This is a genomic window from Tuberibacillus sp. Marseille-P3662, from assembly GCF_900178005.1.
Classification (GTDB): domain Bacteria; phylum Bacillota; class Bacilli; order Bacillales; family Sporolactobacillaceae; genus Marseille-P3662.
This window is the reverse complement of record NZ_FXBS01000006.1, coordinates 225,606-246,251: the sequence shown is the minus strand read 5'-3', so window position 1 is coordinate 246,251 and position 20,646 is coordinate 225,606. Positions and strand designations below refer to the sequence as shown.

Annotated in this window: 24 protein-coding genes and 1 riboswitch; of the genes, 9 read left to right on the top strand and 15 right to left on the bottom strand. The window is 41.2% G+C overall.

The features are described 5' to 3' along the window. Positions 1 to 44: 44 nt before the first annotated feature. The 4 genes from B9Y89_RS09710 to B9Y89_RS09695 form a co-directional block, all read right to left on the bottom strand. The gene (locus B9Y89_RS09710; RefSeq protein ID WP_085523037.1) at positions 45 to 1,220 is read right to left on the bottom strand and encodes a quaternary amine ABC transporter ATP-binding protein; all 1,176 of its coding nucleotides are present in this window, start codon (positions 1,218 to 1,220) and stop codon (positions 45 to 47) included. 15 nt (positions 1,221 to 1,235) lie between these two features. Then, positions 1,236 to 2,084, bottom strand: coding sequence for an ABC transporter permease (locus B9Y89_RS09705; RefSeq protein ID WP_085523036.1), 849 nt, complete (start codon positions 2,082 to 2,084; stop codon positions 1,236 to 1,238). A gap of 80 nt (positions 2,085 to 2,164) precedes the next feature. Next, positions 2,165 to 3,184, bottom strand: a complete 1,020-nt coding sequence (locus tag B9Y89_RS09700; protein WP_085523035.1) for an ABC transporter substrate-binding protein — start codon at positions 3,182 to 3,184, stop codon at positions 2,165 to 2,167. Between the two features lie 281 nt (positions 3,185 to 3,465). Next, a complete protein-coding gene (locus B9Y89_RS09695; RefSeq protein ID WP_217807186.1) occupies positions 3,466 to 4,227 on the bottom strand; it encodes a fumarylacetoacetate hydrolase family protein in 762 nt (253 codons plus the stop codon). Positions 4,228 to 4,427: 200 nt separating this feature from the next. On the opposite strand from B9Y89_RS09695, the gene B9Y89_RS09690 reads away from it, so the two are divergent. Beyond that, on the top strand, positions 4,428 to 4,613 hold the full coding sequence (locus B9Y89_RS09690; protein ID WP_085523034.1) for a cold-shock protein: 186 nt from the start codon (positions 4,428 to 4,430) through the stop codon (positions 4,611 to 4,613). Between the two features lie 54 nt (positions 4,614 to 4,667). Here the strand turns inward: B9Y89_RS09690 and B9Y89_RS09685 are convergent, their stop codons facing one another. Then, the gene (locus B9Y89_RS09685) at positions 4,668 to 4,853 is read right to left on the bottom strand and encodes a hypothetical protein (protein ID WP_085523033.1); all 186 of its coding nucleotides are present in this window, start codon (positions 4,851 to 4,853) and stop codon (positions 4,668 to 4,670) included. A 191-nt stretch (positions 4,854 to 5,044) separates the two neighbouring features. Here B9Y89_RS09685 and B9Y89_RS19025 point away from each other — a divergent pair, with 191 nt between their 5' ends. Further along, positions 5,045 to 5,188 carry a hypothetical protein gene (locus B9Y89_RS19025; RefSeq protein ID WP_176222172.1) on the top strand — a complete coding sequence of 48 codons (144 nt, stop codon included), beginning with the start codon at positions 5,045 to 5,047 and terminating at the stop codon, positions 5,186 to 5,188. Positions 5,189 to 5,236: 48 nt separating this feature from the next. Next, positions 5,237 to 5,752, top strand: coding sequence for a hypothetical protein (locus tag B9Y89_RS09680; RefSeq protein WP_085523032.1), 516 nt, complete (start codon positions 5,237 to 5,239; stop codon positions 5,750 to 5,752). Here B9Y89_RS09680 and B9Y89_RS09675 read toward each other — a convergent pair. After that, positions 5,741 to 6,343: a TetR/AcrR family transcriptional regulator gene (locus B9Y89_RS09675; RefSeq protein WP_085523031.1), complete on the bottom strand. Its 603-nt coding sequence runs from the start codon at positions 6,341 to 6,343 to the stop codon at positions 5,741 to 5,743. The genes B9Y89_RS09680 and B9Y89_RS09675 overlap by 12 nt on opposite strands. 161 nt (positions 6,344 to 6,504) lie before the next feature. Here B9Y89_RS09675 and B9Y89_RS09670 point away from each other — a divergent pair, with 161 nt between their 5' ends. After that, complete coding sequence (locus B9Y89_RS09670) at positions 6,505 to 7,395, top strand: ABC transporter ATP-binding protein (RefSeq protein WP_085523030.1); 891 nt, start codon at positions 6,505 to 6,507, stop codon at positions 7,393 to 7,395. Beyond that, positions 7,392 to 8,198 carry an ABC transporter permease subunit gene (locus tag B9Y89_RS09665; RefSeq protein WP_085523029.1) on the top strand — a complete coding sequence of 269 codons (807 nt, stop codon included), beginning with the start codon at positions 7,392 to 7,394 and terminating at the stop codon, positions 8,196 to 8,198. The genes B9Y89_RS09670 and B9Y89_RS09665 overlap by 4 nt, the downstream gene beginning before the upstream one ends. Positions 8,199 to 8,423: 225 nt before the next feature. On the opposite strand, the gene B9Y89_RS09660 is transcribed toward B9Y89_RS09665, so the two are convergent. Beyond that, positions 8,424 to 9,176 carry a sulfite exporter TauE/SafE family protein gene (locus B9Y89_RS09660; protein ID WP_085523028.1) on the bottom strand — a complete coding sequence of 251 codons (753 nt, stop codon included), beginning with the start codon at positions 9,174 to 9,176 and terminating at the stop codon, positions 8,424 to 8,426. 376 nt (positions 9,177 to 9,552) lie between these two features. On the opposite strand from B9Y89_RS09660, the gene B9Y89_RS09655 reads away from it, so the two are divergent. Continuing rightward, a complete protein-coding gene (locus tag B9Y89_RS09655; RefSeq protein ID WP_254901234.1) occupies positions 9,553 to 10,494 on the top strand; it encodes a glycine betaine ABC transporter substrate-binding protein in 942 nt (313 codons plus the stop codon). Positions 10,495 to 10,617: 123 nt separating this feature from the next. On the opposite strand, the gene B9Y89_RS09650 is transcribed toward B9Y89_RS09655, so the two are convergent. Next, positions 10,618 to 10,971, bottom strand: coding sequence for a RepB family plasmid replication initiator protein (locus B9Y89_RS09650; protein WP_085523026.1), 354 nt, complete (start codon positions 10,969 to 10,971; stop codon positions 10,618 to 10,620). A 260-nt stretch (positions 10,972 to 11,231) separates the two neighbouring features. Beyond that, complete coding sequence (locus B9Y89_RS09645; protein WP_085523025.1) at positions 11,232 to 11,465, bottom strand: DUF3892 domain-containing protein; 234 nt, start codon at positions 11,463 to 11,465, stop codon at positions 11,232 to 11,234. A gap of 161 nt (positions 11,466 to 11,626) precedes the next feature. On the opposite strand from B9Y89_RS09645, the gene B9Y89_RS09640 reads away from it, so the two are divergent. Continuing rightward, positions 11,627 to 12,028, top strand: a complete 402-nt coding sequence (locus B9Y89_RS09640; RefSeq protein WP_085523024.1) for a transporter — start codon at positions 11,627 to 11,629, stop codon at positions 12,026 to 12,028. Between the two features lie 47 nt (positions 12,029 to 12,075). Here B9Y89_RS09640 and B9Y89_RS09635 read toward each other — a convergent pair whose 3' ends face one another. Further along, positions 12,076 to 14,106 carry a beta-galactosidase gene (locus B9Y89_RS09635; RefSeq protein WP_085523023.1) on the bottom strand — a complete coding sequence of 677 codons (2,031 nt, stop codon included), beginning with the start codon at positions 14,104 to 14,106 and terminating at the stop codon, positions 12,076 to 12,078. Positions 14,107 to 14,297: 191 nt separating this feature from the next. Between B9Y89_RS09635 and B9Y89_RS19600 the strand changes: the two genes are divergently transcribed. Further along, a complete protein-coding gene (locus B9Y89_RS19600) occupies positions 14,298 to 14,534 on the top strand; it encodes a helix-turn-helix domain-containing protein (protein WP_369596741.1) in 237 nt (78 codons plus the stop codon). A 76-nt stretch (positions 14,535 to 14,610) separates the two neighbouring features. Here B9Y89_RS19600 and B9Y89_RS09625 read toward each other — a convergent pair whose 3' ends face one another. The 4 genes from B9Y89_RS09625 to B9Y89_RS09610 form a co-directional block, all read right to left on the bottom strand. Next, a complete protein-coding gene (locus B9Y89_RS09625) occupies positions 14,611 to 15,645 on the bottom strand; it encodes a DUF5305 family protein (RefSeq protein ID WP_085523021.1) in 1,035 nt (344 codons plus the stop codon). A gap of 32 nt (positions 15,646 to 15,677) precedes the next feature. Further along, entirely contained in the window at positions 15,678 to 16,187 is a 510-nt protein-coding gene (locus tag B9Y89_RS09620; RefSeq protein ID WP_085523020.1) for a hypothetical protein, read from the bottom strand. Positions 16,188 to 16,237: 50 nt separating this feature from the next. Next, on the bottom strand, positions 16,238 to 16,741 hold the full coding sequence (locus B9Y89_RS09615) for a hypothetical protein (RefSeq protein WP_085523019.1): 504 nt from the start codon (positions 16,739 to 16,741) through the stop codon (positions 16,238 to 16,240). A gap of 86 nt (positions 16,742 to 16,827) precedes the next feature. Then, positions 16,828 to 16,912, bottom strand: a riboswitch (cyclic di-GMP riboswitch). Then, positions 16,911 to 17,885 (bottom strand): hypothetical protein, encoded by a 975-nt coding sequence (locus B9Y89_RS09610; RefSeq protein ID WP_085523018.1) that lies wholly within the window; start codon positions 17,883 to 17,885, stop codon positions 16,911 to 16,913. (Overlaps the previous riboswitch by 2 nt.) Positions 17,886 to 18,020: 135 nt before the next feature. On the opposite strand from B9Y89_RS09610, the gene B9Y89_RS09605 reads away from it, so the two are divergent. Beyond that, positions 18,021 to 19,121, top strand: a complete 1,101-nt coding sequence (locus B9Y89_RS09605; protein WP_085523017.1) for a signal peptidase I — start codon at positions 18,021 to 18,023, stop codon at positions 19,119 to 19,121. 20 nt (positions 19,122 to 19,141) lie between these two features. Here B9Y89_RS09605 and xylB read toward each other — a convergent pair whose 3' ends face one another. Continuing rightward, the gene (gene xylB / locus B9Y89_RS09600; RefSeq protein ID WP_085524692.1) at positions 19,142 to 20,641 is read right to left on the bottom strand and encodes a xylulokinase; all 1,500 of its coding nucleotides are present in this window, start codon (positions 20,639 to 20,641) and stop codon (positions 19,142 to 19,144) included. Positions 20,642 to 20,646 lie beyond the last annotated feature (5 nt).

Genomic DNA, 20,646 nt, shown 5'->3' with positions numbered 1-20,646 from the left:
AGACACCTGCTTAACAATAATTTTATAGGATGCTTTACCTCGTATTATACTGTCGCCAAACTTGATAACACATTAATTCTAGGAACAATTCCAATCAATCGGCTATCAGATAAAATCGCTATCGGATAAGATGTCTTTGTAGCTGAATCAATGAGATTCTGAACGTCGTCATTAGGCGCCGCTGTCTCAAAGTTCGATTTTAAAATCGCTTGTAATGACTGTTGGTGCTTCATCGCTTCTAAAGCATCATCAATGGTTACAATACCCTGTAAAACCCTGTGTTTATCAACAACGTAAACGCTTGAAAGGCCGTTATCTTTCATTTCTTTAATAGCGACATTAAGTCCATCTTTCAAGGAAACAAGCGCGTTAGGCTTAATCATGACATGTTCAGCTTGTAAAACTTTAGATCGATCAATATCTTTAACAAACGCTTCGATATATTCATTAGCTGGGTTAGCGAGGATATTTTCAGGTGTATCAATTTGCTCAATTTGGCCATCTCTCATAACAGCCACACGGTCACCAATTTTAAAAGCCTCATTCACATCATGCGTAATAAATACAATCGTTTTTTGTAGCTTTTCCTGTAAATCCAATAGTTCTAGTTGCATGTCTCGACGAATGAGCGGGTCCAAGGCACTAAACGGTTCATCCATGAGTAGGATATCAGGATCATTGGCCAAGCCACGCGCTAAACCCACGCGTTGTTGCATACCGCCACTTAGTTCTGACGGATACTTATCTGACCAACCTTTCAGCCCAACCGTTTCCAGACTATCCTCCGCTATTTTTTGCCGTTGATCAACCGGGACACCCCGAACTTCCAATCCATAGGAAACGTTATCCCGAACAGTGCGATGATCAAATAAACCAAAATGTTGAAATACCATCGCCATTTTTTCTTGTCGAAAAGCTTTCAATTGCTTTTTGCTATAATCTGTAATGGGTTCATCATCAACAAAGATTTTGCCAGATGTAGGGATGTTTAATAGATTCAAACAGCGGATTAGTGTTGACTTCCCACTACCCGATAACCCCATAATAACAAATAGTTCTCCCTCCTCCACATCAAACGACACTTGATTAACGCCAACCGTATGTCCGGTTTTATTCAAAATCTCGTCCTTTGATAATCCATTGTCTAACTCCTGAACGATCTGTTTGGGGTGTGAACCAAATATCTTCGTCACTTGATCAACGCGTATTTTCTTGGTCATATCAATGTGCGCTCCTTATTTATTGCGAGTGTTTTGTGAGACTGCCAGCGTGAGACGGTCGATGATAATCGCCAGAAAGACAATACTAATTCCGGATTCAAAACCACGCCCAGCATTGATTCTGTTAATGGAGATAAGCACTTCCATTCCTAAACCTTTGGCACCGACCATTGACGAAATAACAACCATCGCCAATGCCATCATAGTTGTCTGGTTAACACCAGCCATAATGGTTGGCAGGGCTTGCGGAATTTGCACCTTTTTGAGCAATTGCCACTTTGAAGAACCGAATGATTCGCCGGCTTCAACCACTTCTTTTGGTACATTACGAATCGCTAGGTTGGTCAACCGAATGACTGGCGCAATGGCATAAATAACCGTCGCAAATAGAGCTGGAACCTTACCAAGACTGAAGAAGAGAATAGCAGGAATGAGATAGACAAAAGGTGGCATGGTTTGCATAGCATCTAATATCGGTTTCATAAAACTTTCTAACTTTCTGCTATACGTCATGATAATACCGATAGGAATACCCATCACTAATGACACAAACACGGAGGCTAAAACAATGGCCAGTGTTAGCATCATTAAATCCCAATAACCGAATAATCCAATTATAAATAAAAACAGAGCATAAAGAATCCCGGCAAACAAGGATCGAAAACGCCAACCTAAAGAAAATATAATAATGATAAAAAACCACCATGGCAACCATGTAAGAACCTCGGTGATACCGTTCATTAAATGAATCAAAACAATCGTAATAAAGTCAAATAGCCAGCCAAAATGTTGTTGTAACCACTCTATAATGTTATTAACATAGTCTTTGACATGAAATTCTATTGATGCTGGAAAGTCCATCATAATCTTTGGCGTTGCCTAAGCAACCGCACCTCCTTACAAAATTGGGAAATAGTTGGCCGTGGAAACCGGCCAACTATGAATCACAATGCTTTTTTCACTTTTTTAGCAACAGCTTCTGGTACCCATTTTGTCCATAGATCTTCATGCTGCTTGAGCCACCATTTTGCAGCTTCTTCAGCACCGGCATCATTTTTTTGCATATAGAGCAATCCTTCATTGGTTAAGGAGGAACTTGTTTTATAATGATTTAAAAACTCAACAACCTTCGGCGCTTTGTCTTCCAACGAATCAGTAGCGGCCGTAACCACTTGGTTCGATGGAAATTCACATGCATAGCCATTGTTCCATTTCTCGTCACTGTATTCGTCTTCTTTAAGTAACGTCATATCATATTTCCCCATAACCCATGTCGGCGTCCAATAATACCCTACCCATGGTTCGCCGGCTTCATAGGCTTTGGACAAGGAAGTGGTGAGTGCCGTTTGTGAACCCGGGTGGAAATATTCAAATTGCTTATCCAATCCATATGTCTTCACTTTTTGCCCTAAGATTTTGTCTACTTCCCATCCTGGTGGTGATCCGACGATTCGTGGCTTGCCGGACGGTCCTTTAAATAAATCAGGATATTTCTTTAAATCTTCGACCGTTTTTAAATCAGGAGCCACAGGATCAATACCGCGTTTTTCGTCACCTTTAATCATATAAGTCGGCACATAAAGACCTTGGGTGTTATCATCAAAATTAACGCTCGTTTTCTTAACTGAGCCTTCGTCTATCGCTTTTTGATAATCCTCTTTAATATTGCCGGTCCATACCTCCATATAGATATCGATATCACCATTGACTAACCCCTGGAAGGTAACGGGGGTATTCCCTGGCGTTACACTTGTTTTATACCCATAACCTTCTTCAATGATGGTCCCTGCAATTTCATTGTGTAATCGAATGCTGTCCCATCCTGCATCAGCAAAATCTAAGGTCACCTGTTTGTTACTGCCAGAGTCACCTGAACCTTCGCTTGATGCTCCTTCCGAATTCCCACAAGCTGTCACAGCGAAGATGAGCATCGCTGTTATAGAAAAAAGCAACCATTTCTTCATGTGTTGTCATCACCTCTTAAATTATTTTAAATCCATGTACTAATTTTGCGAGATTTGTTGAAATAACTCAAAGTCTATTTCGTATGATTTCAAGCGATATATTATGATGAGATAACAATATAAGCATTGTGTTACTTGATTTCAGGGAATTCTACTAAAATAGTTTATTTAAAACATATAATCAATATTAAATATTTTTTATAAAGCTCTTTCAATTCCATTACACCCCTAACACAAGAAAAGGCTTCTCCAATGTCAGGAGAAGCCCAATTAAACAACAATTATTCAACTTGATTATCCAATGTCCCAATCCCTTCGATCGAAATTTGAAGATGGTCTCCGTGTTCAAGCGGCCCCACCCCAGCCGGTGTACCTGTGATGATAACGTCCCCAGGTTCCAAGGTCATGACGTCTGTAACAGCAGCAAACACACTTTCAACAGAATGAATGAAGTCTCTCGTATTACCATCTTGCTTTAAAGTACCGTTTTGCTTCAGCTGCACTTTCAGACGGTCATATTTTAGATCCGTAGCGACAAACGGCCCCATCGGTTTGTAGGTTGAAAATGATTTCGCGCGTGTGAACTGCCCATCTTGTTTTTGCAAATGACGGTCAGACACATCATTTGCAATGGTATACCCGAATATGTAGTCCGACGCTTCGTCTTCTGAAACCTGATAAGCCTTTTTCCCGACGACAATGGCTAATTCAGCCTCATATTCAATACGATGCTCCTCTCTTGCTAGATGAATGGTATCATCAGGTCCGATCACAGCATGAGGAGATACCATGAACATCATCGGTTCATCTGGGATAGCCTTTCCTTGTTCTTTGGCGTGATCGACATAGTTGAGACCAATAGCAACCACCTGTTTCGGCGTGACCGGCGATAACAAGGTTACATCTTCTAATTCATAAATATTCTCAGTCGGCGCTGATGTTTCTTGGTAATATGGCCCGACGAGTTCGATCACTTTATTAACATCAACCATCCCATACTTAACTTCTTCACCAACTTGAAAACGACAATAACGCATCCGCATTCAATCCCTTCAATTTTAGCCTTTTCTTATATTATAAAGGAAAGCGCTTGCCTTTGGGAGAGTAAAAGGAAAAATTGTGGAAAAGCTCTGTCCAAACATACAAATAGCATATTTCTTATATTTTTGTTATAATTGAAATATTAAACAACATGATTTGGCATAATTTGGTTAATATCGGTTAACAACAAAGGGGGTATACGATGGCCTTTAATCAGAAAAAAGAGCCAACACCTGAAGTTGAAACGGCGGTGTGGTCTTGCACCAGTGACGATTGTTCCGGGTGGATGCGCGATCAATTTTCTTTTGAAAGTGAACCCGCTTGTCCTCTGTGCCAATCTAAAATGACAAAGGAAACACGAGTTTTACCTGAAATTGATTCAAACTAAAATAGCGAAAAGGCATTCACCTAAAGATGGGTGGATGCCTTTCTTTTGGAAAAATTAGTCATGATCATTCTCTTTCATCAATGCCTTAATATCTTCCATTAGAGCCCGGTTATTTTCACGAATAATCGCCTCAATCCCTTCCCGTAACCGGCTTACATCAATCGCCCCGCCTGACATAAGAATATGTTTATCAATCAGTTCTTCTAATTTGTGATCGGAAATCCCAATCTGTTTTTCCATAAAGCTTCATCCCTTCATTATGGTTTACTTTTTATATTATAATTCACTTTCGGTATCCTTTCCAAACTTCTAGTTTGACATGATGCCATGAAAATATATCAAGAGATCCGTTGTCCTTTAATATAAAAAGCTTTACACTAGATGATAAACAATGGGTCCTTTTGGAACACTAAGTTATGGAGGTGTTCTAATTGGATAGTAAAAAGGAATATCGCGCGCATAAGGGGAAAACAGCATCTGCCGTTAACAAACAAGGTTTATCCGAGGACGTTGCTGATCAAAGACCCCATTCCGAACTTGAAGAGCGTGCCAAAAAGAAAAATACAAAAAGCTAAGGTTATGGCCCCCGCCATAACCTTAGCTCTCATCAAAGGAGCATCCCCATGTTTGATCCAACTGTTTTCGATAACTTAAAAACGGTCCTTGAAGGTGCCGTTTATGAATACGATCTTGAAGGCGGCTTTCAAATTACTGATCGACATGATCAGGTCGATCTTGCCCACCTATCGCGTCATTATTCGCTGACCTTTCAAAACGTCGGCAGCACCGTCAGCGGAACCATCCATTTAACTAATCCAGAAGCGTCTTGGACAGGTGAAGTCTTAGAAAACAATGATCAGGCGCTAGGATGTCAGCTTAATTTGGCATTTATTCTACCCGTGACGGACATTGAATCGCAATGTTCGACGCTTCGCTTTCAGATGAACAAATTATGGCGTCATTATAAAGCACAAATCAGTCAAGACATTTCATATACATATAGTCAACCAGACCCATCCTACACCAATACAATACGGATTCATCTGCCGGATGACATCGATGAATCCTTCATTATGGATATACCGGGTCTTATACAGTTATCGCATCAAACCTTGCATACACTTGAATCATTCACATGATGTATGATTGCTAATTAATCCATAAAAGAACATGTGCATGAGATCATCCGCGAATGTTTGGTTATGCTCAGTCAATAAGTCAGAGTGCCGCTCCATATGTTCCTGAAACATATTAATATAAAATTGCACAGCCTCTACGGAGAGATCCGCTCTGACTTTTCCTTCTTGCTTACCTTCCTCAATCAAATCCATCATAAAGGGCAACGACCGTTTTTGATAAAAATCCTCAATGTAGACACGAAGCGCTTCGTCTTTCACAAGGACTTGTTCTAACATCTCACGATTGAAAAACCGGTAATTTTGACTTTTATCAAACATGATTTTTCTAACCTTCTCCATAAAATCAACTGTTTGGTCATCCAATATGTGCCTATATTTATTCAGTTGATGCTCCATATAATGCTTAATCACATCACGAAGTAAACCTTCTTTTGACTCAAAATGGTTATAAATCGTCACTTGTGAAACGCCTGCCTGTTTGGCAATATCACTGATTTTAGCGTCCTTAATACCCATTTGAGAAAATAAACTGAAGGCCGCATTGCGAATCGCTTGTTGTTTTTGTCTTTTCAACCGTTCAAACCCGCTCATGCTCTTCTCACCTCAATAATAGCTTAGCACCAAAAATGAAATTTTAACAATAAAATGTTTCAGAAATATATTGACTTAACACCTAAATGCACCTATAGTAAAAATTGAAATATACATCGTTGTAAATTTCAATTCTTTCAGCATGATGGGAGGTCATTTCAATGATTAACGTTAACCATCTAACAAACGCCTTCACTCCTGACAAAGGTATTTTTGACGTTAGTTTTAACGTCAAAGAAGGCGAAGTATTTGGTTATCTCGGTCCGAATGGTGCGGGAAAATCAACAACGATTCGTCACCTACTTGGATTTATGAGACCACAAGAAGGCAGTGCTTCAATCACAGGCATGGATTGTTGGCATCAAGCTGCCGATATTCAAAAGAACGTCGGCTATCTTCCAGGTGAAATCGCATTTATTGAAGGGATGAAAGGTGACGAATTCATTCAATTGATAGAGGGAATGCGCAAAATCAAACATCAACAGCGCAGGGATGAATTAATCGAACGGTTTCAATTTGACGTTCATACACCGATTCATAAAATGTCCAAAGGAATGAAGCAAAAAGTGGGGCTTGTGACTGCCTTTATGCATGATCCTAAAGTTTTAATCCTGGACGAACCGACATCTGGGCTTGATCCTTTAATGCAAAAGGTATTTATTGATTTGATTAGTGAGGAGAAAGCACGAGGCAAAACAATTTTAATGAGTTCTCACAGTTTTACGGAGATCGAACGTACCAGTGACCGTGTTGGTATTATCAAAGAGGGCCGAATGGTGACTGTCAAAGATATTCATCATCTAAGGTCAGAACAGCGAAAAGTATTTGAGGTCACTGTCCGATCACAGGAAGATATTAATACGATCCTTTCATCAAATTTAGACGCGAGATTAACAAGCGATGACACCGTCCAAATTGAAATTCAAGGCAACTACCCATTGTTCATTGATACCTTGCACCATTGTGATGTCTCCAATATTTCCATCCATGAACAAGAGCTTGAAGATCTGTTCATGAACTATTATGACCGTAAGGAGGCGTTCCAATCATGAATGCAGCGTTATTCAAGACGATGTTCAAAGCCAACGCCAAGTCCATTTTCAGCTATGCTTTCGGGACGATGTTGTACCTTTGGCTGGTCATCTGGATTTATCCATCCATGGCCGATACTAAAGGTATTCAAGATATCATGAAGCAAATGCCTGAAGGAATGCTTAAAGCTTTTAATGTCTCAGCGAGTTTCAACTCTTTGGGAGCCTTTATTGCCAATGAATTCTATGGCCTGCTGTTTATTATTATTCTTGCGATTTTTAGCATTGTGACTGGCACCAAACTCATCGCCCGATTGGTTGATCGCGGATCCATGGCCTATTTACTGTCAACACCGAATTCAAGAGTAAAAATCGCTATTACCCAAATGACGCAATTGATCACAGGCTTAGTCTTGATTATCTTGTTTGCAATAGGTGGCGGTTTACTTGGGGTAGCCATATTCATCAACCAACCTGATTTGCATGTTGCACGATACATTCAAATGAACGTGATTGGTCTGCTATTGTTTTTCGTCATTAGCGGCTATACTTTCTTTTTTTCTTGCTTATTTAACGATGAAAAGCGTGCACTCAGCTGTTCAACAACTGTCACCTTACTCTTCTACATTTTAAATATGGTCGGTAAAATGAGTGATGGTCTAGCTTGGATGAAGCACATCTCAATCTTTTCCCTTTATCAGCCACAAGACATCATCTATGGGAGTGCACACGTTATGGCCATTAGCGCCGGATTATTCGTCGGTGGTGCCTTCTTGTATGTAATCGCCATTTTGACCTTTCGCAGTCGTGACTTACCGCTCTAAATCATGAAAAGGAGGCTGGGACAAAAAGTATTCGTCACAAAATCATCCGAACTTGTTGATTAATCCGTTCGGATGATTTGTTTAGAATAGTTATTCCTATCATCGCTTCGTCAAAATTCTTCGCTTGCCGCGGGCGTCTACGTATTTTGACTCCGCTTAGAACTTGTTTTCATATCTTATTGTTCAGCTTCCTGAGTATCCTCTTTTAGATTTGTCCCAGCCTTACTAAAAAAATAACAATTTAGCGGCCATCCCGATAACCGCAATGACGAGAAATACTTTGACAATGCTATCCCCTTTCTTAAAAGCCAGTTGCGCACCGATCCATCCACCCGCAGCATTGCCGGCAGCCAATGCTGCGCCTAGGATCCAATTAACGTTGCCGTTGTAAATAAATACCCCTAGCGCAAGCAGCGTATATAGACTAATAACCACCATCTTATAGGCGTTCGATTGCACCAATGACATCCTGAAGATCGACGTTAAAGCAAGGATAATAAAAATACCGACCCCAGCTTGGATGAAACCACCGTAGACACCAATGACGAAGAAAGTGATGACAGCTGATATCTTCCTGGAAGCTGTTAAAGCAAAGGTATCGCTGAAAGCTCGTGTCTGAGGATTCCATATAATAAAAATAACGATAACGACCATAAGAACGGCTAAAATATTATTGAATAGGGATTCCGAAATCTGATTGGCAAACAAGGCGCCAAGCACCGAACCGATCAATGCTGGCGCAGCAAGCAGGCAAACCGTTTTCTTGTTAATCAGACCGCGTCTTGAAAAGCTAACACTCGTCGTCACCCCATGGGCCAATGTCGCTACCCGATTAGTCCCATTGGCAACATCAGAAGGTAACCCTGAAAATATAAGTACTGGTAACGTTAATAATGAGCCACCACCAGCCATGACATTAATGACTCCCGCACCTAATCCTGAAAAAATTATGATAATGAAATCGTACCATGTTGCCATTAGTCATTACCGTCCCATCACTGGCTAATAAACCAGCCAATTTCAATCACCTTTTCTCCCTTAATCATAACCAAACATAACCCTTTTGTGAAAAATTTTTTGATCATGTATAAAATAAGAAAAATATGCCCATAATGGAAGTAACATCTTCTCCCCCTTTTATCCCCTGATTTTATCAGGGGATATTTTTGTTCATCAAGTTAACCTTAAAATCCCTGATTTTATCATTAAATTGTCCCTAACAATATTGAAACATTGTTCAATCTCTATATGTGGGTCCATTTAACTTGTCATCCGACTTTTTGCAATTTGAATAATAGGATGAATTCGGTGTATTCTAATATATAACTTATTAGAAAGGATTGAATACATACTTATGAAGAAAAAGTGGCTGATATTGTCATCATTTTTACTTGCGATTTTCTTGGTGTTAAGTGCTTGCGGCAATCAAGGAGGTAACAATGATGAGAATAGCAATGCCGACAAAGATGACAACTCACAAAGCAGTGTTGAACTCGGTAAAAAAAATCTAACAATCGCGCTTGATACATATGCTTCTGCCATTGCCAACCATAATGTACTGAAGGCGGTTCTCGAAAATGTCGGTTATAACGTAACTTTGAAACAAGTCGGTGTTGGAACGATGTTCTCCAGTGTAGCGGACGGGTCAGCAGATGCAACACTTGCTGCGTGGTTACCGCATACACACTCAAGTTACTGGAAGAAATATAAAAATCAAGTTAATAGGATTCGCACGAATGTTGATGGCGCACCTCTTGGACTTGCGGTTCCTAAATACATGAAAGATGTTAATTCGGTGAGTGATTTGAAAAATAACTCCGAACTAGGCCAGCAACTCGATTGGACCATTACTGGCATTAGCCCTGGGGCTGGTGAAATGATTATCACTAAAAATGAATTGCTACCAAAGTATGGACTAAAAGACAATTGGCAAGTTAAACCTAGTTCTGGATCGGCGATGACAGCTGCTCTTGGCGCTGCCATCAAGGCACATGAACCAATTGTTGTCACCCTTTGGTCACCGCACTGGGCATTTAATAAATGGGATTTGAAATACCTGAAGGATCCGAAAAACGTTTACGGTGACCCAGACGATATTTACACGGTTACTCGTAAAGGCCTGAAAGAAGATGCACCCGCTGCATATAAGATTTTAAACCAATACCACTGGACAAAAGATGACATGAACAAAGTCATGTTAAGTATTCAAAATGGCACAGATCCAGCCAAAGCTGGACAACAATTTGTCGAGAATCATCAAGATCTTGTTGACAAGTGGACGAAAGGCGTAAAATAACAGAAAAGAAATGAAAACGTAGAATAACGAAAACCAGGGTTCCTAAGGACCCTGGTTTTCGTTATTTTACGCTCCGAAATAGAGGGCCATTACCGCCAAATGAACAGCTACATAAAATGATGGCTATTGTCTCTCCCCGTGGTATTTTAAAAACAAATCTACATACGATGTTTTAAGCATGGAATTAAAAATGATGGCATAGGATTTTGATAAATCATCATAACTCACTTGAGTCAGCCACGGTACCTGAATCAATTGACCTTCTCGTTCAACCGCAATATTTTTTTGCTGCAAGGCTTTCAAACTTTGCGTAATGTCGGAGGGCACAAGTTTATCAAGATTCAAATCTTTAATATAGAGCGTATAAACTTTCGTATTAGCATCGTCAACAGATACCTTGGCAGCGACTGCCATGATGATTTTTTGCTCGAACGTTGACAGCTGCTCAAAATCATTATCTAATGGATGTTTTAACATACAGACACACCTGCCTTCATTCCATCTCACATCTTCTATTGTGTCTTCTGATAACGCTTAAGGTCAAGTCAATTGTTTGTAAAGGAGGTTCCAAAAATGATAGCCAATGTGCTCGGATTGATTGCCGCAGCGGCGATTTTCAGCTATGCGATGGTTTCCAAACGCAAGGCTGAAATACTTAAATCTGAACAAGAATCGGATGAATCAAGTTGACGTTCAATAAAGAAGGCAGCGCTCATTCGCGCTGCCTTTTTCTTATACTAAAACGATGGGAGCTGATCAAGATTGTTATCAGGGTTCCCGTCTGGATTTCCACGGATCACCGGCCGTCCATTTCGTGCCTCACCGACATTGACATCGGCAATTTGTCCTGACTGCACTGCTTGCAACGCATCGTCATAAGACAATTCACGTCCATCAGATGTTTTAAAAGCTGTAATATCGCCGTCCTCGTTTTTTTGTACGGCGACAAATGTTGTATTTGTTTCCTGCACGTGACCGCCTCCTCTATGATGATACTTTTAATCTGCCTCACAAAAGATGGATTTATGCATGTCACCGGTCCTGTGCTCCCGTCTAAATTCAAATAGACAAGTTAACGCTTACCAAAGTGCTGAATAGTGTATAGCAAGGCCACACAGAAAGGAGTCATGACATGTATAGACAGCAACATAATAGCGGACTATGGGGCGGGATGTTTCACTACTTGTTTCCTGGACAACAAGGCGGGCCAACCCAACCACCACCCCCATATGGACCACCAGGGACCGGAGGCGGTCAACCAGGCGGGCCTCCGTCATCACCACCTCCATCGTTCACACCACAACTTTCTTCCGGGGGAACCGGCCAAATCAGCACCTATGCCGTCGATCCAGGCGGTATCCGTGGATGTTTATACCGTAACACCTATATTTGGCTAAGAGGCGGACAGAGTTTCTGGTACTATCCTACCTTTGTCGGCAGACAGTCTATAGCTGGATGGCGCTGGACAGGATATAATTGGGTGTACTTTGGCGTCGATCTTGACCGCATTCGATCTTTTCAGTGCTATGGTTAAAACAAGAACGTCCCGAAAGCCACATGACCTTTTGGGACGTTTTTTCTTTAAGTTGTTTTTTCCAGTATCATAACCCCTCTACCTACTAGTGGCACTTGACCAAACTGTATATCACCGGTTAACACATCTCTCATTGACCGATCACCTAAATCAACAATTACAGCCTCAGCATTATGATTGAGCAAAAATACATAGGTTTGACCCTCTTTCGACCGTTCCGATACCTCGACATGCTCCGGTGCATTAACAACAGACTTGATACCTTTTTCGGTGCAAAGGTTAGAAAGGAATCCCGTTAAAAATTCGCTATCTGGACTTGACGCGACATACCATGCTTTCCCTTCACCATATGAATGAGCTGTCAGTACCGGCATACCTTGATAAAAATCGGAGCCATATTCCGCAACCACATCAGCTCCCTCAGAATGAATCAGATCACATAATAAACCGCATTCATAGTTCCCTTTCAAACCACCCCATTCCCGACTCATGACCATTTGATTGGTTTGATCAGGAAATAGAGCATCAATTTCCTCCGCCCAGATCCCCAATACATCTCGCAATTCACCAGGATAGCCACCGACTGTAACCAAATCATTCTCATCAACGATGCCACTGAAGAACGTTGTTACAAACGTCCCGCCCGCTTTGACAAATGATTTAATTTTTTGTGCATATCCTGATTTGATCATATAGAGCACCGGAGCAATAACAATATCATATTGACTTAAATCTTCATCAACACCAATCATGTCGGTTTGGATATTTAACTGATACAAGGCATCATAGTACTTGTGAACTTCATTAACATAATCTAATGCCACCGACGGCCCGCTTGATAAATTAACCGCCCAGCGGTTTTCCCAATCAAAAACGATCGCGATTTTAGCGTTCACACGGGCATCTAAAAGACGATCAGACAAGGTTTGCAGTTCCTTCCCCAATGCTGACGTCTCACGAAAAACTCTTGTGTGCTCGTGACCCGCATGCTCGATCACTGCCCCATGAAATTTTTCACAGGCACCAATGGATCGGCGCAATTGAAAGAAGAGTATGGTATCAGCTCCATGAGCAATCGCTTGGTAGCTCCATAGACGCATGACACCCGGCCGTTTTAACGAGTTATAAGGTTGCCAGTTTTGTTGACTAGGCGTTTGCTCCATCAACATAAATGGCTGTCCGCTCTTGAGTCCCCGCATTAAATCATGGACCATCGCTGTATAACTAACCGGAGTATTCATCGCAGGATAATTATCCCACGAAACAACATCCAGATGCTTCGCCCACTTAAAATAATCTAACTCCTGATAAGTCCCCATCAAATTGGTTGTTACAGGAACATTTGAGCTGTAGCTTTTTATCGCATTATATTCAAGTTTATAGCACTCCAGTAAGCTATCAGACATAAATCGACGATAATCGAGAGAAATGCCTTGAAAATTCGTTTGTTGGCCTTCTCTTTCCTCACTTAAATCATTCGGCGGGACAATCTCATCCCAATCATAAAAGGTATGCCCCCAGAACCGCGTATTCCATGCTTGATTTAATTGGTCTAAATTGCAGTACCGGTGACGCAGCCACTTACGGAAACTTTGGGCACATTGATCACAGTAACAGTATCCACCATATTCATTTGACACATGCCAAATGAGAACAGCTGGATGATTTTTATAACGTTCAGCTAATTTTTCAGCCATCAATTGCGAATATTTTCGATAGGTAGGACTGTTTGGACAGGAATTATGCCGGCCGCCAAAAGCCCGTTTTCTACCATAGAAATCAACGCGTAGAATATCCGGATACTTCTTCGCCATCCATGGCGGATGGGCCCCGGTACTTGTCGCCAAACACGTATAAATACCATTTTGATAGAGACGATTGATCGTTTCATCGAGCCAAGTAAAATCATAGGTATGTTCATCGGGTTGATTCAGCGACCATGAAAATACATTCAATGTCGCGACATCAATACCAGCTAGTTTGAACATACGAATATCTTCATCCCAAATTTGTTCATGCCATTGTTCTGGATTATAATCACCGCCGTACCATATTTTTGGCAATGTTTCATTAATCATTCGGCATCATCCCTTGTAATATAATGATAATACTATTGTATGTGATGTCGTTGCTTATTAAATATAAGATTATTGATCTGACACAAAAACACACCCACATCCCAAAATTTATAAAAACTCCGACCATTACTCACATGAATGGATGAACATTTGGATAATCCCGACATTGGACTCAGTCAAATAAGGTATGTATTACGGTCTCTAGCCGTTATCTTAATGCATTATTTCGCAAAACGTTTGATATGTCTCCCTATACCTATTTCCTGCATCTACGAATCCGTAAGGCTAAAGGATTGTTGATTGACGATACCAACGTTCCGGTGAAACAAATTGCCACATACGTCGGTTTCCGCGATACGAGACATGTCCTTGCCACGTTCCGTCGTATTGTAGGAATACCGCCAGAGCGTTTTCGCCAGCTTCATTAATATGCGAAACGGTGACATAAAAAATGACGCCGTTCATTTGCGTCATTTTGTCTGTTAGTATTCCATTGTGCCTTATTTATCTTTTACCCGTAATATAATAATAAACAAACGGCTCGTCTGGAACGAAATATAGGACCTCATGCTTGTTCTCATAGCGGAAAATGGGAGATTCCTTTTCTTCAGATATGAACATAAGTGATGCAAATGATTCTAATTCAAGTTCTGTACATGCTTCAAGATTCACTTGCATTTTTACAGGGGTTAGGAGCTTACGATACTTGTAATCAATCCAGGCATACTCAGGCACATCCTCTTGTTTTCGATTTTCACTAGTAAATATGACGACAGTAACCAATAGGATCGTCAGCAATGAAAATATGATTCGCGCTGGAGTCACAGGGATTTGGAGCAAGCAGAGATCAAGATTATTGGTTTGTTGAATCACGTTTTTAATCGGGTAGGTTTCAGAGATTTGTAGCTTTTCCTTATCCGCTAAACTCAACACTGTCTGTTGACGGTTAAAATGTAGTCCATCACCATCCTGCAAGGAAAATGTCTTGCCTTTGTCATCTATTGAACCTGTCAGCTGTGGTTTAATGTGAAAAACGTAATTACTCGGATGAATCTGTAAACTATCTTCAATGTGATTAAGATACTGAATAAGTTCCGACACTTTAACCTCCATCGTCTCTTCAACCTGGCAATCCTGGCATGTCTGACTAAACTCACGACCCGATTTTAGCTTAAAAGATTTAGTCCATAAATCATCAGCGTGAATAACTAACTCAGGATTGAAACTTCCTTTAACTTTTACCGGCCTGTTCGAATCAACCTTAATTGTCATATGGATGAGTAATTGATCAGCTAAAGCTGTCGTAAACGCCTTTTTCGGATGTAGCGTCGTCCCTTCCGGATACAAGACATTCGGTTTGACGCGAGCTTCTAAAGTATAGGTGGTGCTGGTACGGATCGAATTAATTTGTTTCGTCTCTACTTCCTGGGATGGCTGAGAAAATGAATAAATTGAAAAGAACAAGCTTGTCATGCCTAAACCTATTGCTATTCTGCGTATGATTTTCTGCTTCATCCATTGTTTGAGCAAGTCTTTCATATGTGTCAAAAGCACCTCACTTAGGTATTACCCTAATCCGCCGATTGATAAGGAGGCCTTAGGCTAGAAGAATGACTTGATTGGGAATCCGTTTTCGGTTGATGACCTTTTGCTTTTATCTGATTATCAAGCCTAATGGTCACTTGAACTGCCGCTGTACCCTTATTCCATTCTAATTGCAAAGGAAGCTGATATTCACCGGGGGGCGTCCTTTTGTTTCCATAAACGACGACAGGTAGCTCCCCCGTTTGTTGGGCCGGGATTTCCGTTTCCTTAATGATAATATAAAAATCTCGCACCCCTTTTACCGGAAAAACTTTGTTCTGCTCTACCCTGACAGGCTGCGCGCGATTGTTGGCTATCCTAACCACGCCCTGTTGACCTTTGTCTTCATATAAATGAATGGGGTTATGCTTTTGAGCAGATTTAATTGAAAAACTAGAGGTGACAGGCACCGTTGCTTGTGAATAACTATACGATCGACTAAGACATAGAATGGTCAAAACCACAACGATGAGTAAAAGAACGGCACTTTTCCGCACTTGTCATCACCCTCTACACGAGTCCCCATGGCTCAAATATGGGGAAATGATTAGTTCGCTTTCTTAGCATTAACAGTTATATTTAGTTGTTTGGCTTTTTTATTAGTGGATGCATCTTCTTGCACATCGACCTTCAAATCAACTTTTATAGAGCTGTGGGGAGCTATTCGTCTAAGTTCAGTAATAGGTTTCGAATTGTTTCCGTGGACAAACGCCTCGACTTTAACATTATCATTCGGTAAATTAATGCCTTCCACTTTGACATCAATGGGTTGATTGGTATTGTTTTTCAATTCAAATAATTTTTCCCATTGATAATGACTTCCTGGTTGCATACCCGCGTTTGTGCCTTCCGTTAAATCAAATAAAAGGTCGTCATTTTTAGTGTTCGCTGAACTATCACCTGGTAATATCCCTAGTAATCCCTGTGAATTGTTCGTGACTTTCAATTGAGCATTCGCATTGACTGTCGCACTGGAAAATGACATGGCAGCCATAACACCGGATAAAGCTAAAAGACAGATAACAAAAACCAACCCTTTTTTTCGTCTCATTACTGTTTCCTCCTCAATAATCCTTTTGATTATCTATTGCAAAATAAAAAATACCGCCCTAATCAATCGGACGTCATTCACATCCAATTTCATCAGGCCGGTTGCACTACTAGCTGGTAAACGTTCCAAGTGCCCACATAAAGAACGTCTGTCATCGCTTCCTAATTCACTATTCAAATGTATAGCCGTTTGCCGCATTTTGCCATTGCTTCGCATGTCTCATATATTCAAGAATCGCTTCAATGTTTTCATTTTCCTTATCGTGGTCAGAAGCCACCCTTATCATTGATCGTCCGAGATGACTATTGTCATTGATTTTGATTTGATCCGCTATTTGCTCGATTTGGTTTAAAATCTCTTCAGCTCGGTCAAATTGATCCTGAGCCCCCTCATAATAGCTATTTACATCAGCTAGTTTATCAACAACCTCTGCTTTCTTAAGACTCGCATCATAAATGGTATTATTCTTCTTAACAGCATCATTAACAATAGCGTCTATATCGTGGTGGAGATGATCAACATCTGTCAATAGTCTTTTGATCTTATGTTTGCAATGCCCCGGATTCGAACACGAATTTTGAGAATCATCACTGTCGTCACTGCCATCTTCAGGCGGTGTTCCGCCGTGGCCAGGATTGTCAGATGATAATCCTTTTTCGGCTGTCAAGCTTAAATCAAAGGTTGTTAGATTAATAGAGGCAGCACCAACATCAATCATAAGATCAATGCTTGCCGTCTGATGAGGTCCTAAGGGAAGTCCTTTGGTTAATGCATGGTCATAGTATATATTATCTTTTCTAATATAGGCTTTTGATACCATCGTTGCATACGGTTCAAACGGATCATCATTCAGTCGAACGGTGACCGCGGTGTCCGAATTATTTTTAATATGAAAGGCTCGCTGAAATGAATATGTACTGTTTGTTTGCAAACCTTGATCTCCAGTACTTGTGAAATCAAGGATGAGACGATCATTTGCAATATGTGAGGCTGTTCCCGGCAATAACGCTAAAAGTGCGCTGTCCGTATTAACAATATTCAATTTTCCCTTTGTCTGAACGGTCACACTTGTATACGACATAACCGTTGTAAGACCAGCCAATAGAAATACACATAAAATGGGTATTAAGGCTTTCCGTTGCATAACCCTCACACCCCATCAATATGAATAGGCTTGCACTCTTAAGTAACTATTAATATTATATTCTTAGACTACACAAAAAACAACCATAGAACTACGTCTAATTTCCTATATGTTGAATTGGTAAGGGGGGATGTCATGAAGATTATTACAAAATTTATTAATCTCATCTTAACAATGGTTATCCTCATCATGCTCATCGCTTCTATCGGGGCTTCTGTATTTCACCACCCCGTTTTTCTAACTGTTATCAAATCAAACAGTATGTACCCTCTTTGGGAACGAGGAGACATTCTGGTTATTAATCATTTAAGTGAAGACGACGCCATTCGCCCAGGCGATATTGTACTTTTCAAAAGCGAAGAAGGGACGCTCGCCTCGAAGGGCTGGATAGCCCACCGGGTTACAGGCGGAAATAGTAATAAGGGATTTATCACTAAAGGTGACGCCAATGAGGCGAGTGACCAAGCCTTAGATCAGGCGCCACCTATTAAGCGAGAGTGGATAACAGCTAAAGTTGCGACAATCGCTGAACAACCGATGGTCATCCCCCGTATTGGTTATCTTAATTTGTGGATGCAGAATATGGAGAATGCTCGTTTGGTTATGCCGATCATCGCGCTTTTATTAGCTGGTATTATCGCCTACGGAGAAGTTTTTGAACAAAAAAGAGGGAAAAGGAAACATAAACTCGACCGTCAATTGATTTATATAGGCTCTGGATTTACGATGTGCCTAATGGCCGCTGCCGCAATGCTGATGATGACCCAATTTATAACCCTTAGATATGAAGTTTCTGAGGACCAGGGACTATTATCTGGAAGTGACATCGGCATGCTTCGTATGGGCGATGTGAAAAGCGGCCGTTTATCTGTGTTAGAGAACTCGAGTTTCGTTCCATTAATTGGATTTGTTGAAAATAACGATCCGCAAATTCAACTCAACCATCGTTCATTTATCTTAACATCCGATGAATCCATGGCAATTAAGTATACAGTAACCGCCAAACATAAGGGAAGGTATCAAACAAGCCTCAAAGTAGCTTTATTTTATCCTTTGTTACCCGCGCCAATCCTATATAAACTTGCCACAATCAATTATTGGCTCGCCCTATTTTGTGTTTCCATCATTCCCGGATTGCCTTTTATCGCCTATCCATTGATTAATCGCCGGATGCGCCGTTCTATGATTAAACAATGCAAACGAAGCTGGAAAAAGCTCAAACGAAGATGGTTATAGAAGAATAATAGCGGTAAAGACTAACCGCGAAACTGTTTCAAAGCGTGCGTTAGCCCCTTGGTCTGGTCATACACATCTTGGTAGACTGCGAACAACGTTTCATAGGTACTGACATGTTCCTCCCTCGGTTCAATGACTTTTTCCGTCTTAATAAACGCATCAGCACAATCCTGTAATGAGGCGAACCAATCAGATCCGACAGCCGCGATCATTGCTGCGCCCATACCAGGGCCTTGCTCATTTTCCAATTTGACAATAGGCGCGTTAAATATATCTGCTTGAATCTGCAGCCACTCATTGCTTTTGGCGCCGCCACCGATAGACACCACCGATGTTATCTTTTTACCGCTATTTTTTAAGATATTCATCGATTCATTTAATGAAAATGTAATCCCTTCAACGACAGCCCGTGCAAAATCCCACTTCATATGGCTGGCATCTGCACCGATAAACGCGCCCCTGATATCAGCATCCGCATGCGGCGTCCGCTCGCCCACAATATAAGGTGTGAACAGCAGTCCTCTTGAGCCTACTGGCACCTCAGCGATCTTTTGAAACAACTCAGAAAATGACGTATCTTCCGCGAATGTCTTCCTGAACCAATCCAAGCTATATCCCGCTGCGAGCGTCACACCCATATTATAAAAAGCATCACTCTTGGCATGATTAAAATAGTGCACTTTGCCTCCGAAATCAAGATTCCCGGCTGCTTCATATGAGAGCACGACACCTGATGTACCAGCGCTGCACATTGTTTTGCCTTCAGATAAAACCCCAGCGCCAATCGCTCCGCAAGCGTTATCAGCCCCACCAGCAAACACGCGTGTCTCCGGACCAAGCCCGGTTCGCTCAGAAACTTCGGGCATTATTGTTCCAACACACGCTTGTGATTCAACGAGCGGGGGACATAGTTGGATATCAACACCAACTTTATCAGCGATTTCAGTGCTCCATGCTTGATTCGCAATATCTAGTAATAATGTTCCAGCAGCATCGGAATATTCCATAGCGAAATCTCCCGTTAATTGATAACGCACGTAATCTTTCGGCAATAAAAATCCGTGTGCCTGCTGATAAATATCCGGTTCATGTTTTTTCACCCAAAGCAATTTCGGCAACGTAAAACCTTCTAAAGCCCGATTTTTCGTAATAGCTAAGAATGTATCCAAACCAACAGCTGCCTCAATATCCTGACATTCCTCAGTTGTTCGTGTGTCGTTCCATAAAATCGCTCGACGAAGTGGCTGACCTTTTTCATTCACTAACACGAGACCATGCATTTGTCCCGAGAAACTCAGTCCCTTAATTGTTGCCGGGCGGATACCTGTCTGCTCCACAAGTTCTTGCAACGCAGCTTCCGTTTTTTTCACCCAATCATCTGGATCTTGTTCACTATAACCCGTACGGTCATGATACAACGGATATTCTTTTGAACATTCAGCTTCTACCTGCCCTTGCTGATTGACGAGCAGAACTTTGACGGCACTCGTTCCAAGGTCAACACCTATTACATACTCCACACTCA

Bases quoted from the DNA above. Each gene is read 5' to 3' on its own strand.
- B9Y89_RS09710 (WP_085523037.1), bottom strand. From the start codon at position 1,220: ATGACCAAGAAAATACGCGTTGATCAAGTGACGAAGATATTTGGTTCA.
- B9Y89_RS09705 (WP_085523036.1), bottom strand. From the start codon at position 2,084: ATGATGGACTTTCCAGCATCAATAGAATTTCATGTCAAAGACTATGTT.
- B9Y89_RS09700 (WP_085523035.1), bottom strand. From the start codon at position 3,184: ATGAAGAAATGGTTGCTTTTTTCTATAACAGCGATGCTCATCTTCGCT.
- B9Y89_RS09695 (WP_217807186.1), bottom strand. From the start codon at position 4,227: ATGCGGATGCGTTATTGTCGTTTTCAAGTTGGTGAAGAAGTTAAGTAT.
- B9Y89_RS09690 (WP_085523034.1), top strand. From the start codon at position 4,428: ATGGCCTTTAATCAGAAAAAAGAGCCAACACCTGAAGTTGAAACGGCG.
- B9Y89_RS09685 (WP_085523033.1), bottom strand. From the start codon at position 4,853: ATGGAAAAACAGATTGGGATTTCCGATCACAAATTAGAAGAACTGATT.
- B9Y89_RS09680 (WP_085523032.1), top strand. From the start codon at position 5,237: ATGTTTGATCCAACTGTTTTCGATAACTTAAAAACGGTCCTTGAAGGT.
- B9Y89_RS09675 (WP_085523031.1), bottom strand. From the start codon at position 6,343: ATGAGCGGGTTTGAACGGTTGAAAAGACAAAAACAACAAGCGATTCGC.
- B9Y89_RS09670 (WP_085523030.1), top strand. From the start codon at position 6,505: ATGATTAACGTTAACCATCTAACAAACGCCTTCACTCCTGACAAAGGT.
- B9Y89_RS09665 (WP_085523029.1), top strand. From the start codon at position 7,392: ATGAATGCAGCGTTATTCAAGACGATGTTCAAAGCCAACGCCAAGTCC.
- B9Y89_RS09660 (WP_085523028.1), bottom strand. From the start codon at position 9,176: ATGGCAACATGGTACGATTTCATTATCATAATTTTTTCAGGATTAGGT.
- B9Y89_RS09655 (WP_254901234.1), top strand. From the start codon at position 9,553: ATGAAGAAAAAGTGGCTGATATTGTCATCATTTTTACTTGCGATTTTC.
- B9Y89_RS09650 (WP_085523026.1), bottom strand. From the start codon at position 10,971: ATGTTAAAACATCCATTAGATAATGATTTTGAGCAGCTGTCAACGTTC.
- B9Y89_RS09640 (WP_085523024.1), top strand. From the start codon at position 11,627: ATGTATAGACAGCAACATAATAGCGGACTATGGGGCGGGATGTTTCAC.
- B9Y89_RS09635 (WP_085523023.1), bottom strand. From the start codon at position 14,106: ATGATTAATGAAACATTGCCAAAAATATGGTACGGCGGTGATTATAAT.
- B9Y89_RS09625 (WP_085523021.1), bottom strand. From the start codon at position 15,645: ATGAAAGACTTGCTCAAACAATGGATGAAGCAGAAAATCATACGCAGA.
- B9Y89_RS09615 (WP_085523019.1), bottom strand. From the start codon at position 16,741: ATGAGACGAAAAAAAGGGTTGGTTTTTGTTATCTGTCTTTTAGCTTTA.
- B9Y89_RS09610 (WP_085523018.1), bottom strand. From the start codon at position 17,885: ATGCAACGGAAAGCCTTAATACCCATTTTATGTGTATTTCTATTGGCT.
- B9Y89_RS09605 (WP_085523017.1), top strand. From the start codon at position 18,021: ATGAAGATTATTACAAAATTTATTAATCTCATCTTAACAATGGTTATC.